At 60.4% G+C, this 15,565-nt stretch carries 16 protein-coding genes; 5 read left to right on the top strand and 11 right to left on the bottom strand.

All coding sequences use genetic code 11. The features are described from left to right. Positions 1-161: 161 nt before the first annotated feature. From Q1W15_RS03515 to Q1W15_RS03490, 6 genes are read right to left on the bottom strand one after another with little or no spacing between them, the layout of a single operon-like run. On the bottom strand, positions 162-1,190 hold the full coding sequence (locus tag Q1W15_RS03515; RefSeq protein ID WP_300720220.1) for a proline racemase family protein: 1,029 nt from the start codon (positions 1,188-1,190) through the stop codon (positions 162-164). 9 nt (positions 1,191-1,199) lie between these two features. Beyond that, positions 1,200-1,922, bottom strand: a complete 723-nt coding sequence (locus Q1W15_RS03510) for an amino acid ABC transporter ATP-binding protein (RefSeq protein WP_300720218.1) — start codon at positions 1,920-1,922, stop codon at positions 1,200-1,202. Then, entirely contained in the window at positions 1,915-2,565 is a 651-nt protein-coding gene (locus Q1W15_RS03505; RefSeq protein ID WP_300720216.1) for an amino acid ABC transporter permease, read from the bottom strand. The genes Q1W15_RS03510 and Q1W15_RS03505 overlap by 8 nt, the downstream gene beginning before the upstream one ends. A 10-nt stretch (positions 2,566-2,575) precedes the next feature. Beyond that, complete coding sequence (locus tag Q1W15_RS03500) at positions 2,576-3,241, bottom strand: amino acid ABC transporter permease (protein ID WP_300720214.1); 666 nt, start codon at positions 3,239-3,241, stop codon at positions 2,576-2,578. Continuing rightward, positions 3,234-5,006: an aconitase family protein gene (locus Q1W15_RS03495; RefSeq protein WP_300720212.1), complete on the bottom strand. Its 1,773-nt coding sequence runs from the start codon at positions 5,004-5,006 to the stop codon at positions 3,234-3,236. Before Q1W15_RS03495 ends, Q1W15_RS03500 begins: the two co-directional genes overlap by 8 nt. Before the next feature lie 10 nt (positions 5,007-5,016). Next, positions 5,017-5,835 (bottom strand): transporter substrate-binding domain-containing protein, encoded by an 819-nt coding sequence (locus Q1W15_RS03490; protein ID WP_300720210.1) that lies wholly within the window; start codon positions 5,833-5,835, stop codon positions 5,017-5,019. A 417-nt stretch (positions 5,836-6,252) separates the two neighbouring features. Between Q1W15_RS03490 and Q1W15_RS03485 the strand changes: the two genes are divergently transcribed. From Q1W15_RS03485 to Q1W15_RS03470, 4 genes are read left to right on the top strand one after another with little or no spacing between them, the layout of a single operon-like run. Further along, complete coding sequence (locus tag Q1W15_RS03485) at positions 6,253-7,290, top strand: isopenicillin N synthase family oxygenase (RefSeq protein ID WP_300720209.1); 1,038 nt, start codon at positions 6,253-6,255, stop codon at positions 7,288-7,290. Between the two features lie 14 nt (positions 7,291-7,304). Beyond that, on the top strand, positions 7,305-8,120 hold the full coding sequence (locus tag Q1W15_RS03480) for a MetQ/NlpA family ABC transporter substrate-binding protein (RefSeq protein WP_300720207.1): 816 nt from the start codon (positions 7,305-7,307) through the stop codon (positions 8,118-8,120). Further along, on the top strand, positions 8,117-9,097 hold the full coding sequence (locus tag Q1W15_RS03475) for a methionine ABC transporter ATP-binding protein (RefSeq protein ID WP_300720205.1): 981 nt from the start codon (positions 8,117-8,119) through the stop codon (positions 9,095-9,097). The genes Q1W15_RS03480 and Q1W15_RS03475 overlap by 4 nt, the downstream gene beginning before the upstream one ends. Beyond that, a complete protein-coding gene (locus tag Q1W15_RS03470; RefSeq protein WP_300720203.1) occupies positions 9,094-9,765 on the top strand; it encodes a methionine ABC transporter permease in 672 nt (223 codons plus the stop codon). Before Q1W15_RS03475 ends, Q1W15_RS03470 begins: the two co-directional genes overlap by 4 nt. 72 nt (positions 9,766-9,837) lie before the next feature. Here Q1W15_RS03470 and Q1W15_RS03465 read toward each other — a convergent pair whose 3' ends face one another. From Q1W15_RS03465 to Q1W15_RS03445, 5 genes are all read right to left on the bottom strand, one after another. After that, entirely contained in the window at positions 9,838-10,521 is a 684-nt protein-coding gene (locus tag Q1W15_RS03465) for an amino acid ABC transporter permease (protein ID WP_300720201.1), read from the bottom strand. A gap of 3 nt (positions 10,522-10,524) precedes the next feature. Continuing rightward, on the bottom strand, positions 10,525-11,253 hold the full coding sequence (locus tag Q1W15_RS03460; protein ID WP_300720200.1) for an amino acid ABC transporter permease: 729 nt from the start codon (positions 11,251-11,253) through the stop codon (positions 10,525-10,527). A gap of 74 nt (positions 11,254-11,327) precedes the next feature. Continuing rightward, the gene (locus tag Q1W15_RS03455; protein WP_300720199.1) at positions 11,328-12,134 is read right to left on the bottom strand and encodes an ABC transporter substrate-binding protein; all 807 of its coding nucleotides are present in this window, start codon (positions 12,132-12,134) and stop codon (positions 11,328-11,330) included. A gap of 144 nt (positions 12,135-12,278) precedes the next feature. Next, a complete protein-coding gene (locus Q1W15_RS03450; RefSeq protein WP_300720197.1) occupies positions 12,279-13,685 on the bottom strand; it encodes a HAMP domain-containing sensor histidine kinase in 1,407 nt (468 codons plus the stop codon). Beyond that, entirely contained in the window at positions 13,663-14,346 is a 684-nt protein-coding gene (locus tag Q1W15_RS03445) for a response regulator transcription factor (protein ID WP_300720195.1), read from the bottom strand. The genes Q1W15_RS03450 and Q1W15_RS03445 overlap by 23 nt, the downstream gene beginning before the upstream one ends. A gap of 187 nt (positions 14,347-14,533) precedes the next feature. Here Q1W15_RS03445 and Q1W15_RS03440 point away from each other — a divergent pair, with 187 nt between their 5' ends. Next, complete coding sequence (locus Q1W15_RS03440; protein WP_300720193.1) at positions 14,534-15,547, top strand: AraC family transcriptional regulator; 1,014 nt, start codon at positions 14,534-14,536, stop codon at positions 15,545-15,547. Positions 15,548-15,565: the final 18 nt, after the last annotated feature.

Genomic DNA, 15,565 nt, shown 5'->3' with positions numbered 1-15,565 from the left:
CGATATGTTATGTGCCAATAATGGGCCAGTGTTATTTACACACGCTTACTACGCTCGGTCGCTTAGTCGGGGGAGCCGGTCCACGTTCGATGGCTCGCTATCGGTTGTGCTTTAAACGATCGCGAGCAAGCTCGTTCCTACATGTTCCAGGCAAGTTTCTTCTACGCCCCCGGCCAGGTGTCGGACAGGCGATAGCCCTCGGGCCACGGGTCGCTCGGGTCCAGCAGGTGTTGGTGGGTGCCGGTAATCCAGGCCCGCCCTGAAACGCACGGGTAAATGGCGGTGCGCCCGGCCACTTCGGTCATGGAGTCGATGCGGCAGTGAAACTCGGAGCCGATAATCGAGCGGCCGATAAACCGGTCCCCCACGTTGAGTAACCCTTTGGCCTGCAACACCGCCATGCGCGCCGAACAGCCGGTGCCACAGGGTGAGCGGTCGATCTTGCCGGGGCGGATCACCACGGCGTTAGCTCCGGTGGCGATGCCGTTTTCGTACACCACGGGTGCGGCAATCTGACAGAACGAGATATGCGACCAGTCCGGGTTTAACGGGTGCACAAAGCCCAACTGGTCGTTGGCCGCCCGGGTGATTTTCAAGCCGATGGCCACCAGGTCGGCGGCTTCGTCGGGGGTAATCGAAAAGCCCAAAGTGTGTGCATCGACAAGGGCGAAACTGTCACCGCCATAGGCGGTATCAACCTTGATCGAGCCCAGGCCTTCGACCTCGATCCACGCATCCAGGCGGTCTGCGAAGGAGGGCACGTTCTTGATTTCGACCCGCTCAACCTTGCCGTCCCGGCATTCGGCCACGGCTTCGATCAGCCCGCCCGGCGCTTCGAGCACCAGCCGGGTTTGCGGTTCGGTCATCGGCAAAATGCCGCTGTCGAGCAGCACCGTGGACACGCACAGCGAATTGGACCCGGACATCGGCGGCGTGTCGGCCGGCTCCATGATGATCCAGCCCATTTGCGCGCGCGGGTCTTTGGCCGGCACCAGCAGGTTGACGTGACGGAACACGCCGCCACGGGGCTCGTTGAGGACAAAATTGCGCAGCACGTCGTCCTGGGCAATCCAGCGTGACTGCTCCCACACCGTGGCCCCGGGGGGCGGAGCCACACCGCCGACAATCACGTCCCCGACCTCACCTTCGGCGTGACAGCTGACCACATGGATGATTTTCGATGAACGCATGCTTTGCTCCTATTTGACCGACTTGAGGAAGGCCGCGGTTTCCGCGTGCACAGGGTTGCCGATGACTTGATCGGGCGTGCCGATTTCGTGCACCAGGCCGTTACGAAAGAACGCCACGCGGTCGGACACATCCCGCGCAAAGCGAATTTCATGGGTCACCAGCACCATCGTCATGCCGTCTTCGGCGAGCATGCGCATGGTGTCCAGCACTTCGCCCACCAACTGCGGGTCAAGGGCCGACGTGGCTTCGTCGAACAGCATGTAGTCCGGCGACATGGCCAGGGCGCGAGCAATCGCCATGCGCTGTTGCTGGCCGCCGGACAGCTTGCCGGGAAAGGTCTTGAGCTTGTCGCCCAGGCCCACGTGGGTGAGCTGCTGCACGGCCAGGGCTTCTGCCTCGGCCTTGCTTTTGCCCAGCACCTTGCGCGGGGCGAGCATGACGTTTTCGAGCACGGTCAGGTGTGGGAAGGCGTTCCATTGCTGGAACACAATGCCGATTTTCTGCCGCAAGCGGTTGAGGTCGGTGGCGCGGTCATGCACTTCAAGGCCGTCCACCCGGATGCTGCCACGCTGGATGGGTTCCAGGCCGTTGATGCACATCAGCAGGGTCGATTTCCCCGAGCCCGAGCCACCGATAATCGAGACCACTTCACCCTTGTTGACGGTCAGGCTCACGCCCTTGACCACTTCCAGGTCGCCGAAGGATTTATAGACGTTGTCGATCTCAATCATTTTCTTGCCACCTTCTTTCCAGACGAGCGCCGAGGCGGGCTACCACCAGGCTCATGACGTAATAGATAAGGCCCGCGACCAGCAGCACGAGCAACGGTTCCTGAATACGGGTGACGATAATCTGCGAGGCGCGCAGCAGTTCGACAATGCCGATCCACATCACCAGCGCGGTGTCTTTCATCACGCTGAGCACCAGGTTGAGCCAGCCCGGGAAGGCCACGCGGGTGGCGATGGGCAGCACGATGTAGCGCAAGTCCTGCAGGTAGCTCAGGCCCAGCGAACGGCTGGCCCGGCGCACCGTGAACGGCACCGCCAAGACGCCGCTGCGCACGATTTCGGTGAAGTACGCGGCGGCGTACACTCCGAGCACGATGCAGCCCACGGTGAACGCGCTGATGTTCAGCCCGGCAATGCTCTTGAGCGAGTTGAACAGCACAAACTGAATCAGCAACGGCACGCTGCGAAACACATCGAGCACCCAGGACAGCGGCAGGCTGGCCCTTGGCAACAGCGCCCGGAGCAGGCCGAAGATCAGGCCGGCAAACGTGCCCAGCAAAATGGCCCAGCCCGTCAGTTGCAGGGTGACCCAGGCACCCTCCAGCAAAAACACAAAGTCATTCCAGGTAAAACTGGTCGAAAACATGGTCACGTCCTCAGTAGCGGAACAGGCGCCAGGCCATCAGCCGGGCTACCGCGACGATCGCTTTGGCAATCAGGTAATACAGCACCGCGGCCATCGCGAAATACTCGAAGGTGCGGAACGTTTTGACGTTGAGGTCCTGGGTCACGCCGGTCAGGTCGTTGTTGAGCCCTACGATGACCCCCAGTGAGGTCATCAGCACCGCCCACACCATCTGGTTGGTCAGCGGGTAGTAGACGATGCGCAGCAACTGCGGGACGACGATCATGCGGTAGGTCTGAAAGGCACTCATGCCCAGCGAGCGTGCGGCCCGCACTTGGGTGTCGGGCACGGCCTTGAGGCCGCCGCGAAAGTTTTCGGCCAGGTAACCGGCGTTGTTGAAGGTAATGCCCGCGAGCAAGGCCACCCAGGAGCTGACGTGCCAGCCCATGGAGCCCAGGCCGAAATACAACACGTAGATCTGGAACAGCGATGGTGTGTTGCGGGCGATGGACACCCACGTGTTACCGAAACCGCGTAACACCGGGTTTTTCGCTTCGCGCATCACGGTCAGGGCCAGGGCGATGACGACGCCGAAAATCATCGACAGCACGGCGGTCTCGAAGGTCACTAGCGCACCGGCCAGCATGTCGGGCAAGGCGCGCATCGCTGAGCGCCATTGGAACGTGTAATCAAACATGGGCTGGCGTCTCCGGTAAGTTGCCTGGGCTCAGCCAGTCGGGCAGGTGCCCACTGGCCTTGGCGTTGCAGGCTGCATGCACGCACTCGGCAAGGCTGGAGAAATGGACTTTGCGCCCCACCAGGCCGGGGGCGTAATGGGCGAATTTGCCTGAGTTGGTCATCAAGGTTTTGGCTGCGAGCGGGATGACCGGCTCGCCGAGCATGCACCAGCAGGTGTCCGTGACCAGCGTGGCCCCAAAGGCTTCGATCGGGGCCAGGTACCCGGCGTTGCGAGCTTGCTCCAGCACCGCGCGGCCGCAGGTAATGGCCATTACCACGTCAGGGTGTTTATGCTGCCCTTGGCACAACTGCGCCAGCCGGCCGAACTCGGTCAGCGAAAAGTGCGGGTTGCCCAGTGACACCATGGTTACTTCAGGGTCGGTGGCGCTGTTCAGTTCCTGCCAACTGTGCAGCAAATCGGCCTGGCTGACGGTGATCGTCGGCACCGGGCCTTGCAGCACCTGTGCAGGGTCGAGGGCTTCAGGGGTGACCCCGGCAATGTGGAACAGCGGTGCGCCCGAAGTGGTCGCAAACGCTGCGCCGAAGGCTTTCAGGTCATCGGTGTCGGGGGCCAGGTGCTCCAGGCCCGAGACCAGCGGGATGCGGCTGCCGGCCAAGGCTCCGACGTGATAGCCGAGCAAAGGGTAAAAGGCATCATCCAGTTGGCCCACGGGGGCCACCGCAATGTGCAGGGCGGCCTTGCGCTGATCGTCCAGGTGGCAACCAATCAGCGGCGCGCGGCCGGTCAGGGCGATGCAGATGTCCAGATAGTCCGGGTACTTGAGCGTCCGTGCCCCCAATACGCTGTTGGCGTACACCACCGCATTGGACTCGGCCCAGACAATCTGCTCGCCAGCGACGGGTGCGGTGTCCAGCAGGTAAGGCGCGCAGGTAAAGCTCAGTTGTGCGCCCATGGCCATATAGGCATCGCCCAAGGCGCTGGCCGGTACACCGAGTGCCGGGTTGATGCCCAGTTCGCGCCAGCGGCGCTGGTCTACCGAAATCGAATTCAGGGTGGTGGGCACGCGCACTTTCGCGCCCCACGTCACCAGTTGTTGAGCAAAACGCAAACTCGCCGGGCCTGTATAAATACAGCCGTCGATATGCGCCTGAGTGATGTCGAGCAGTTGCTCGGCCCCTTGCAAGCGGGCCATGCGCAGCACGATCTGCATGGCCACTTGCGCGGCCTTGCCATGCGCGCCGTTCAGCAGTGCCTGATCGAGTGCAGTCAGTGCAATCGAACCACCGACGTCGTCGCTGCTCACCGGCGTGAGCGGCGGCGTCCAGCCATCGTCGGGCAGGGCATCAAACAGGCTCACACGAGGGCCGTCGACCCGCGCAAAGGCCTGGCCGCTCAAGGCACCAAAGGCCTCCTTGCCGATGCACAGCACCGGCAATGAACGCTCAAACAGGGTCTGTGCCACCAGCACGCCCAGGGTCAAAATCTCATCTGCTTCGGCCAGCACCAGCGCGGCGGGGGCATGACCATTGCTGATCAGTTCCATCATCACGCTACTGCCGGTACACGAGCCGCGACCGCTGGGGATAGCCAACACCCGGCCTGCCAGGCATTCGCCGCTCAGCGGGTGGTGACGGTCAATGACCTCACCCGTAAACGGGTCAACCCCGCCCCAGAAACTCAGCCCGACATCAGCGAATAACAAGGGCCCTTGGGCGGCGCCGCAGACCAGGCTGCGGCCATCAAGAGACGTGGTCCTGAGCATGCGGGCCACCTCAGTAGTAAACGTGCGGAACAGTCAGGTTGGCCGGTGGAATGTCACTGCCGACCCACTTGGTCCACAGCTCGTTGTAACGCCCGGTACGCACTTGTTGGTTGACGAACAGGTTGAGGTAGTTGAGCAGGCCGTACTCGTTGCGCTTGGCCCCCAGCGATACGTAGTCGACCACGTACGGTGCGTTACCGGCGATTTTGAGGTTCTTGTACTTGCCCGACTTGAGGGTGGCGGCGGCCACGGTGTTGGTCACGACAGTGGCTTCGATGTGCCCTTGGGCTACCGCGAGCAGGGTGTCGTTTTGCGACTGATAGGCGCGGAACGAGCCCGATCCCCAGTTTTTCACGTCTTTTTCCAGGGCAATGGCTTCATAGGTGCCGCTGGTGTTACCCAGGGCTTTGCCCTTGAGGTCTTCAAAGCTGTTGATGCCCGTGTTATCGCGGGTCAGCACCACCATCTGGAACGCGAAGTAAGGGATGCTCAAACCGACGGTTTTGGCGCGTTCCAGGGTGTCGGAGGTCGATGCCACAATCACGTCAGCGCGCCCGGAGACGAGGGCCGGAATACGGTCAGGGAACGGGGTTTCCACGATTTCAGCATCGACGCCGAGCACTTTCGCCAGGTCGTTGCAGTAGTCCACATCGAAGCCGATTGGTTTATTGGCGGCGTCCCGTGAGCCCATCGGTGGGAAGTCCAGGGTCACGGCGCAGCGCAGTTTGCCTGAACCGATGATGTCGTCCAGCTTGTCGGCCTGGGCCGTGGCGACAAAGGAAGTACTGAGAACAGCGCTGATAGCTACGGCAAGAACAGGGTTTTTCATGGAAACCTCGGCATCGTGGGTGGGCTATTTAAAGGTGTTCAAGAATTTCGTATACGATATTGCAATCCGTGTGCCGACTTTTCCTACACGCATTGAATCCGGGCTTGGCTTGAGGTTTTTTCTGGGTTGCGGGGCGATGGCAGGGCAGGGGCTGTTAAAGGCTGGGTCGGGTGGGTGTGTTACAGAAGGGAGCATTGCGGTGTGCGATGCCCCATTAGGGAACACCCTGACGACACATCGCCGTCGCTGCCAGCCGTCGCCCCTGAAGACCGAGCCCTCCCGACGGCAGTGGTGTTTGCGCCTAAGCTAATTCTAAAAAGGTATTGGTTTACTTTTTTTAAGATCGTTTAGATTTAACGAAACGCCGGACACTTCACTGTCCCGCTGCCTTTTCGTTGATTCACACGGGAGTGAGCCATGCCGCATACAAGGGACATCACCGCCTTACCCATTCTGGATTTGTCATTGCTGGACGGCACGCAAGCCCAGCGCCAGGGTTTTCTGGAAGCACTGCGCCATGCCGCTCGGGACGTAGGGTTCTTCTACCTGACGGGGCATGGCATCGACAGCGAGGTGCTCAAGCAGGTGCAACACAACGCCCGTCAGTTCTTCGCCTTGCCGGACGCCGAAAAAGCCGCTGTCGGCATGATCCATTCGCCGCACTTTCGTGGCTACAACACCGCCGCCTCGGAAATCACCCGTGGCAAGCCCGATTTGCGCGAGCAATTCGACCTCGGGGCGGAGCGGGCAACCGTGCCTCAGACGGACAACAGCCCGTACTGGACCCGCCTGCAAGGGCCCAACCAGTGGCCTGAAGCCTTGCCTGCGTTCAAGCCCTTGCTGCTGGAATGGCAGCAAGCCATGACGGTGATGTCGCTGCGCCTATTGCGCGCGTTTGCCGAAGCACTGTCGCTGGCACCCGACGCGTTCGACCCGTTGTACGGTGATCAACCCAATGAGCACATCAAACTGATGCGTTACCCGGGCCAAGGTCCTGACGAAAGCAACCAAGGTGTGGGTGCCCATAAGGATTCAGGGTTTTTGAGCTTTCTGTTGCAGGACGTACAGGCGGGCCTGCAGGTCGAAATTGAAGAGGGGCGCTGGATTGATGCGTCGCCATTGCCCGACACCCTGGTGGTGAATATCGGCGAGTTGCTGGAACTGGCCACCAACGGCTACTTGCGCGCCACGGTGCACCGTGTGGTTTCGCCGCCCAAAGGGCAAGAGCGGCTGTCAATTGCGTTTTTCCTGGGGGCCCAACTGGATACGGTAGTGCCGCTGTACCCATTGCCCGCCGCGTTGCTGCGTGAAGCCCGTGGCCCGGCCAGCGATCCGGATAACCCGTTGTTCAGAGACGTGGGCTGGAATTACCTCAAAGGTCGCCTGCGTTCGCACCCCGATGTGGCCCAGCGTTTTTACGCCGATGCTTTGATTCCCTCTGCGCTCAGCGCCTGAAAAAGGATTGCACCATGTTCAAGAAAACTGGATTGACGCTGGCGGTACTGGGTGGGTTGCTCGCTTCTTTAAGTGCGCTGGCACAGGAGCCTTTGCGCATTGCTGCTGACCCGGTGCCCCATGCCGAAATTTTGGCTTACGTGCAAAAAATCGACCCGCAGTTGACGTTCAAAATCATCGAGATCCCCAATGGCGTGAACTCCAATGAGCTGTTGATTCACGGCGATGTCGACGCCAACTACTTCCAGCACCTGCCGTACCTCAAGTCTCAGGAGCAAGCGCTGGGCAAACCGTTTGCCGTGGCCGCGACCGTGCATATCGAGCCCTTGGGCATTTACTCGCGCCGCCACCAAACCCTGGACCAAGTGCCACAAAAAGGCACGGTGGCGGTGCCCAACAACACCACCAACCTGAGCCGTGCCTTGTACTTGTTACAGGACAACGGGTTGATCAAGCTCAAGCCGGGTTTCAATAACCCGGCCACCGACCAGGCCACGCCCAAAGACATCGCTGAAAACCCCAAGCAGTTGAAGATTCTGGAGATCGAATCGCCGCAAATCCCCCGATCGCTGGATGACGTCGACCTGGCGGTGATCAACGGTAACTATGCACTGGATGCCGGCCTGGTTCCGGCCAAGGATGCGCTGGGGCTGGAAACCGCCACCAACAACCCTTACGCCAATATCCTGGTGACCACGCCGGCATTGCAGAACGACCCGCGGATTCAGCGGTTGGCCAAGGACTTGCTGTCGCCAGAAGTGGCCACGTTTATCAATGAGCGTTACTCGGGGTCGGTGATCCCGGTGGCGACGGCGGACAAGGCACCATGATCGCCGTCGAGCAGTTGAGCAAAACCTATGACGGTGCGACTGCGCCAGCGCTGGACCGGGTGTCGCTGAGCATTCCCGACGGCGCGGTGTATGGCATTCTGGGGCGCAGCGGTGCGGGCAAGTCAACCCTGCTGCGCTGCCTTAACCTGCTGGAGCGCCCCAGCAGCGGGCGCATTGTGCTGGATGGCGCGGACCTGACCGCGCTGTCCGACCTGGACCTGCGCCGCCAGCGCCAGCGCATCGGTATGATTTTTCAGGGCTTCAACCTGCTGCATTCGCGCAATGTGTTCGACAACGTCGCCGTGCCTCTGGAAATTGCCCGGGTCGGCAAGGCACAACGGCATGCGCGCGTACGAGAGCTGCTCGACCTGGTGGGGTTGAGCGACAAGGCACAGGCCTTTCCCTCGCAATTGTCGGGCGGGCAAAAACAGCGGGTGGGCATCGCCCGCGCGCTGGCGGCGCACCCGGCCTATTTGCTGTCGGACGAAGCCACCAGCGCGTTGGACCCCGAAACCACCGCTTCCATTCTGGAGCTGCTACGCGATATCAACCGCCAACTGGGGCTGACCATCGTGCTGATCACCCATGAACTGGACGTGGTGAAGTCCATTTGCGATCACGCCGCGTCGCTGGCTAACGGCCGGGTGGTGGAAGCCGGCCCGATTGCGCACCTGTTGGCCAACCCGGATTCGGCGTTGGGGCGCTCCTTGTTGCCGGGCTTCAGCACGGCCCTGGGCGATAACAGCCAGGTGCTGGACTTGAGTTTCTTCGATGCGCAACGCGCAACACCGGTGATTGAGGCGCTGGCGCAATCACAGGGCGTGCAGGTGACATTACTGGCCAGTGGCGTTGAAGCCGTCGGTGGGCGGCAGGTCGGGCGTTTGCGTGTGGCGCTGCAACCCGCTGGCACTGAGCCGAAACTGAGCCAGGTGGTGGCTTTTCTTAACCAGCGCGGGGTCAGGGTAGAGCGCTTATGAACCGGAACGTCGATTGGAATGACATTTTGCAACTGGTGCTCACGGCCACGGGTGAGACCCTGTACATGGTGCTGCTGGCCGGTTTTTTTACCCTGTTGATCGGTTTGCCACTGGGCGTGTTGCTGTTTATCAGCCGCAGCAAGGGCGTGTACCCGATGCCTCGGCTCAACGCGGCGCTGGGCGCAGTGGTGAACCTGGGCCGCTCGTTGCCCTTTGTGGTGATGCTGATCGCCCTGATTCCGCTGACGCGCTTGATCGTGGGCACCACGTTGGGCAGCACGGCTGCGGTGGTGCCGATCACCATCGGGGCGTTTCCGTTTTTTGCGCGCATCGTCGAAAACGCCTTGGACGAAGTTGATAAAGGCCGCATCGAAGCCATTCTGGCGATGGGCGGCGACATTGGCCATGTGATCTTTAAAGTGTTGCTGCCCGAGGCGCTGCCAGCCCTGTTGGCTGGCGTAACCCTGACGCTGGTGATGCTGATCGGCTTTTCCTCCATGGCTGGCGTGATTGGCGGCGGCGGGTTGGGAGACCTGGCGATTCGCTACGGTTACCAACGCTTCAATAACCAGGTGATGGTGGCCACGGTGGTGGTTTTGGTGGTTTTGGTGCAGGGCGTGCAAAGCCTGGGCGACCGCCTGGTGCACTCACTGGCGCACCGGCGTTGACCTGTTGTCGCTGACGAAGGCACGAGGCTGCGAGGCGGGTAAGTCGATCGCAGCCTGCGGTAGCGGCGACCCTCAGCGGGCCGGTGCCTTGGGCTTGACCCAGCGGTTGGCAATCAGGTCCAAGGTGCTGCAAAACACGAAGTACACCAGCGCCACAAACAGGAAGATTTCGGTGGGGTGCACCATCACCCGGTTGCTGACCTGAGTGGCGACAAATGACAATTCACCCACGCCAATCACATAGGCCAGTGACGTGTCTTTGATCAGCGAGATCCACTGGTTCAGGAACGACGGCAGCATCATCGGCAAGGCTTGCGGCAGAATGATCAGGCGCAACACCTGAGCCGTGCTCAGCCCCAGGGCTTTGCCGGCAGCCCACTGGCCGGGAGGCAAACTGCTGATGCCGGCATACACCGAATGCGCCAGGTATGCACCGCCAATCAATGACAGGGCGCACACCACGGTGGCCAGCGCCGGCACATCGACGTTGAACACGATGGGCAGCAGAAAGTAGCTCCAGAAAATCAGCATCACCACCGGGATGGCCCGCAGAAAGCCCAATACCCCCAGCACTGCCCAGCGGGCCCAACCCCGTATCAGCACCAGAGTGACACCCAGGGCCAGGCCCAGCAGGGCCGAGATGACGCCCGACAGCGCGCTCAACAGCAGGGTCAGCGCGGCACCGCCCAGCGGGCCGTTGGGCCAGGCACCCAGTAAAAAGTACGACAGGTTGTCGCTGATAACCGAAAAGTCCATGGTTTACACCACTCCCTGTTTGTACCACTTGCTACGGGCAATGAGCTGGCCGACGACCTCAATCAGAGCAATGCTCGCCACATACAGCAGGGTGGCGAAGCCAAAAGCCTGAAAGGTTTTAAAGGTTTCGGTCTCGACCTGGCGCGAGGCGTACGACAGCTCCGCCAAGCCAATGGCCATGGTCAACGACGAGTTTTTCAGCGCGTTCATGTATTGCCCCAATAAAGGCCCCAACGCAGTGCGCAACGCTTGCGGGAACACGATAAAGCGCCACACCTGTGCCGAGGTAAAACCCATCGCCAGGCCTGCCGCACGCTGTTCGGGGCGCACCGAATGGACGCCGGCCCTGAATTCCTCACCGATAAACGCCGTGGTGTAGAGCATCAGCCCCCAGAACCCGGCCAGAAATTCAAACGACGGCCATTCAATATCAAACAGCCCCAGCGACAGGCTACGGGGCTGATTGAGCCATATCACCAGCCCTTCAGGCAGCATCGCTGTCACCCCGAAATACCAGAAAAACAGCTGAACCAGCAGCGGTGTATTGCGAAACACGGCCAGGTAAGCCCGGGCGGGCCAGGACCACAGCCGTGAAGGCGAGAGGCGAGCCAGGCACAGTAAAAACCCCAGCCCGGTCGCGGCGACGCAGGTCACCAGTGAAAGAAACAACGTCAGTACAAAACCATCCAGCAGCCAGTGCAGGTAACGCGGGGCAAGCAGTTCACCGAACATAAAACAGCGTCCATCCAGAAACGAACAAAACCCGTCCGGTAGACCGTGACGGGCTTGATGTTAAAGCGAGAGCCCTAGCTCTTGTCGCCGATCTTGTACAGGCGGGTCAGCGGGGTCTTGGTGGTCGGGCCGAACCAGGCGTCATAAATGGATTGTGCCTTGCCCTGGGCTTCCAGCTCGGTCAGGGTTTCGTTGACCACCTCGGTCAGCGCGGTTTCGCCTTTAGGGATGCCCACGCCGATCAGGTCGTTGGAAATGGTGAACGGCGGCACTTCGTACTTGTCGTTGTCGGGCACATTGGCCAGCAGGCCGATCAACTTGGGGCCGTCCTGGGTGATCGCTTGCACGTTGCCGTTACGCAGTGCGGTGAACGCGAACGGGGTATCGTCGTAGGCGATCACTTTGGCACCCGGGAATTTCTCACGCAGCACGCCTTCGTTGACCGTGCCCTTGTCGACCCCCACGCGCCAGGTGTTCAGGTCGTCTTGCGACTTGAGCGTGCCTTTCTTGACGATGAACTGCTGGCCCGACGCGAAGTAGGGGATGCTGAAATTCACTTGTTCGGCGCGTTCAGGGGTGATGGTGAAGTTGGCCAGTACCAGGTCGACTTTATTGGCCACCAGCAACGGCACGCGGTTGGCCGGGTTGGTCGGCAGCAGTTGCAGCTTTACGCCCAGTTTATCGGCGATGGCTTTGGCGTAATCAACGTCCAGGCCTTCAATCTGTTTGCTTTTGGCATCAATAAAACCGAACGGTGGGTTGCTGTCGAACGAGGCTACCCGCAGCACACCGGATTTTTTGATGTCGTCCAGACGGTCGGCGTGGGCCAGGCCCGACAAAACAGCCAGGGTCAGAGCGGTGAGGGCAGTGAGCTTTTTCATGGGGTTCTCATCATGAGTTGGAAGGGCTATGACGAGAGTCTTGCAGGATTTTTTTGTTTTAAAAAAGAATATAAAACGATTTATATATTCCTAATGATTATATGTAGATGTGGCGCTTGCCGCCGTACCGGCGATAAGACCGTGTCAGACCTGCCCGCGCGAAGAGCCTGTGGGGATCAGGCTTTGTTGGCAATGCAGGGTCAGCCGCGCGCCACCGCCTTCACGGTTGCTGACCTTCAGGGTAAAGCCATGCAGGTTAACGATGGCCGCCACGATCGACAGGCCCAGGCCAAAGCCGGCGTGTGTTTCATCGCAGCGATAGAAGCGTTGGAACACGGCCTCTCGCTCGGCTTCGGGAATGCCCGGGCCGGTGTCGAGCACCTCAATGCACGGGCCACCGTCTTCCTGGCTTGCCAGCAGAATCACTTGGCCCCCCGGCGGGGTGAACTTGATGGAGTTGCTCAGCAGGTTGGCCAATGCCTCGAACAGCAACGCACGATCGCCCGTCATGCCGGGCAGGCTGGCGGGGGTTTGCAGTGTGAGCGTGACCTGGCCTTCCTCGGCCAGGGGCAGGTAAAAATCATACAGCTCTTGCAGCAGCGCCACCGGGTCGAGGGGCAGGAAACCCGAGCGACGCTGATGGTCTTCCAGTTCAGAGATGCGTAGCAGGCCGCGAAAGCGCGCCATCAAGGTGTCGGTTTCGTTGAGCACCTGATCCAGTTGCAGGGCTTCGGGCGAGCCTTCCCGTGCGTGCTGCTGCATGCGATACAACTGCGCGCGCAAGCGGGTGAGGGGCGTGCGCAGATCGTGGGCGATGTTGTCGCACACACCTTTGACTTCGTGCATCAGCCGCTCGATACGGTCGAGCATGGCGTTGACGATGGCGGCCAGCATGTCCAGTTCGTCACGGCGATCGGACAACGGCAAGCGGTACGTCAAGTCGCCCGCGACAATGGCTTCGGCGCTGGCCTGAATGGCCCGGATGCGCCGCAGCGGCCGGCGGCGCAACAAATGCCAGCCGATAAAACCAGGAATGATGGTCAGCGACAGGCCCCACAGCAGCGCATGCACAATGAGGCGGTTTACAGCAAACAGCGAACCGTTGTCGCGCACCAACACCAGCCAGCGCCCATCGAGGGTTTGGGTGGCCACGGCATCGCAGCTGTCCTGCGGCAGGTTGGGGTCGTTGGAGGTGATGCAGGTGCTCAGTTCATGAATGTTGCCATCAAGCGGCAGCTCGGCAGGGATGCTCTGGATCGGGCCGCTGATGGGCCGCTGTTGTGCATCGAACAGGCCGTAGGCGTCTACAGCACGCATATCGAAGGTCATGCTGGTGGCCAGCGCTTCATCCAGTTGCTCGCCCTGAAAGCGTGCAAACAGGTGTTGGCGTTGCATCAACGAGTGCTTGGCCAGGTTGCCCAGGTAATCCGAGACTTCGTAATACAGTACCCCCACCAGGATGCAGCTCCAGGCCACGAACAAAAAACTGTACAGCGCCAGCAGACGGCTGCTGGAAGAACGCCAGCCCTTAGAGGGGTTCGGCAATGACATAACCCGAGCCTCGAACGGTGCGAATCAGCGGTACTTGACCCGCCGGGTCGATTTTCTTGCGCAGGCGGCCGATGTGCACATCAATCAGGTTGGTACCCGGGTCAAAGTGATACCCCCAGACCTCTTCGAAAATCATCATCCGCGAGAGAATTTGCCCGGTGTTGCGCATCAGAAATTCCAGCAGTTTGTATTCGGTGGGCAACAGGCTCAGTGGCTGCGCAGCACGGCTGGCTTCACGGGTCATCACATTGAGTTCGAGGTCGGCGACGCGCAACGAAGTTTTATGCTTGTCGACGGGGTTTTTGCGCCGCAGCAGGACTTCGACCCGGGCGGCCATTTCATCGCTGGCGAAGGGCTTGGTCAAATAATCATCGCCGCCGGCGCGCAGGCCGCGCACCCGCTCGTCGACATCGGACAGGGCGCTGATCATCAGAATCGGCGTGCTGACCCCAATGGTGCGCAGCGTGGTGACAATGGCCAAACCGTCCAGCTCGGGGAGCATCCGGTCCAGGGTGATCAGGTCATAGTCGCCGCTGACCGCGCGAACCAAGCCTTCGCGGCCATTGGCCACCCAATCCACTTCCAGCCCGTGACTGCTGAGTTCAGCCACGATTTCTTTTGCTGTTACGGCATCGTCTTCGATGGTCAAAATGCGGGTCATACCGTCACCTGAATAAGGCTTTTGTGCAGAGATCACAGTTTGCCCGCAAAAAGCTGAAACGTTTCTTAATAATGTTTCATGTTCAGCTAAATGTCAGGAAAAAAGGGGCAGGCCTGTCAGCCACTGGCTTTTTGATCTGCGCTGCTTAAGATGGCCGTCTCTTTAACGGCAGCGTAGGCGAAGGTTAATGTTGAACAAGGACACCATCTCTATCCATCTGGTACGCGAAGCATTGCGACAGAGCTGTGATTCGCGCAGCGTGATGGACGACGTGTTGGTCAAGGTGGGCATTGATCCGCTGTTGCTCGACAGGGAGGATGTCCGGGTGCCTGCCCTGGCGTATGCGCGCATGTGGCGGCTATTGGCGCGGCGTCTCGATGATGAGTTTTTTGGCATGGACCCGCGCCCGTTGCGGGCAGGTAGCCTGGCGTATATGTGCCGCTCGGCGATGGTTCAGCCCACCCTGGCGCAAGGCATTGAGTCGGTACTGGGCTTTTTGTCGTTGATGTTGCAGTGCGTGCCCGCCCGCTTGGTGCGCCAGCAAAGCCTGGCGCAAATTGTCTTGCAGGAGCCAGAAGCCCAGCCCCGTCGCGCTTTTACGTATTTCACGTACTGGATGATTGTGCACGGTGTGGCATGTTGGTTGGCCGGCCGACGGATACCGATTCTGGCCATTGAGTTGCGCGCAAGCCAACCGCTGTATTGCGAAGACTATGAAGTGATGTTTTCGCAAAACCTGCGCTTTGATCGCCCCAGCACCCGGATGATTTTTGCGGCTGACTGCCTTGACTCACCGATCAGGCGCAGCCCCGCAGAACTGCAACGCTTTTTGGCCAAGGCACCGGCCAATATTTTGGTCAAATACCGCGACCCGCAAAGCCTGGCCAGCCAGATCAAGCAGGTGTTGCGCCAACTGCCTGCCACGCAGTGGCCGGAAACCCAAGGGGTGGCGCAAGGCTTGTGCATGTCAGCCTCAACGCTGCGGCGACGGTTGGCTGAAGAAGGGCACACTTGGCAAGGGCTCAAAGATGGTGTGCGCAAGGAACTGGCCATCGGCTGGCTGGCTGACCCGGACCACAGTTTTGCGGACATTGCCCTGCAACTGGGCTTTGCCGACACCAGCTCGTTTTACAAGGCGTTCCGTAAATGGTCGGGCACCAATCCTGGCCATTATCGCAGCCTGATAATGGCAGGTGGTTAACTGCGGACTGCGCGCGTG

Origin of the sequence: Pseudomonas sp., from assembly GCF_030150285.1 — a bacterium.
Classification (GTDB): domain Bacteria; phylum Pseudomonadota; class Gammaproteobacteria; order Pseudomonadales; family Pseudomonadaceae; genus Aquipseudomonas.
The sequence above is the reverse complement of the archived record's forward strand: the minus strand, read 5'-3'. Positions and strand labels throughout refer to the sequence as shown.

Coding starts and splice junctions, on each gene's coding strand:
- Q1W15_RS03505 (WP_300720216.1), bottom strand. CDS start 2,565: ATGTTTTCGACCAGTTTTACCTGGAATGACTTTGTGTTTTTGCTGGAG.
- Q1W15_RS03440 (WP_300720193.1), top strand. CDS start 14,534: ATGTTGAACAAGGACACCATCTCTATCCATCTGGTACGCGAAGCATTG.
- Q1W15_RS03515 (WP_300720220.1), bottom strand. CDS start 1,190: ATGCGTTCATCGAAAATCATCCATGTGGTCAGCTGTCACGCCGAAGGT.
- Q1W15_RS03475 (WP_300720205.1), top strand. CDS start 8,117: ATGATCGCCGTCGAGCAGTTGAGCAAAACCTATGACGGTGCGACTGCG.
- Q1W15_RS03470 (WP_300720203.1), top strand. CDS start 9,094: ATGAACCGGAACGTCGATTGGAATGACATTTTGCAACTGGTGCTCACG.
- Q1W15_RS03465 (WP_300720201.1), bottom strand. CDS start 10,521: ATGGACTTTTCGGTTATCAGCGACAACCTGTCGTACTTTTTACTGGGT.
- Q1W15_RS03490 (WP_300720210.1), bottom strand. CDS start 5,835: ATGAAAAACCCTGTTCTTGCCGTAGCTATCAGCGCTGTTCTCAGTACT.
- Q1W15_RS03500 (WP_300720214.1), bottom strand. CDS start 3,241: ATGTTTGATTACACGTTCCAATGGCGCTCAGCGATGCGCGCCTTGCCC.
- Q1W15_RS03445 (WP_300720195.1), bottom strand. CDS start 14,346: ATGACCCGCATTTTGACCATCGAAGACGATGCCGTAACAGCAAAAGAA.
- Q1W15_RS03460 (WP_300720200.1), bottom strand. CDS start 11,253: ATGTTCGGTGAACTGCTTGCCCCGCGTTACCTGCACTGGCTGCTGGAT.
- Q1W15_RS03455 (WP_300720199.1), bottom strand. CDS start 12,134: ATGAAAAAGCTCACTGCCCTCACCGCTCTGACCCTGGCTGTTTTGTCG.
- Q1W15_RS03480 (WP_300720207.1), top strand. CDS start 7,305: ATGTTCAAGAAAACTGGATTGACGCTGGCGGTACTGGGTGGGTTGCTC.
- Q1W15_RS03495 (WP_300720212.1), bottom strand. CDS start 5,006: ATGCTCAGGACCACGTCTCTTGATGGCCGCAGCCTGGTCTGCGGCGCC.
- Q1W15_RS03485 (WP_300720209.1), top strand. CDS start 6,253: ATGCCGCATACAAGGGACATCACCGCCTTACCCATTCTGGATTTGTCA.
- Q1W15_RS03450 (WP_300720197.1), bottom strand. CDS start 13,685: ATGTCATTGCCGAACCCCTCTAAGGGCTGGCGTTCTTCCAGCAGCCGT.
- Q1W15_RS03510 (WP_300720218.1), bottom strand. CDS start 1,922: ATGATTGAGATCGACAACGTCTATAAATCCTTCGGCGACCTGGAAGTG.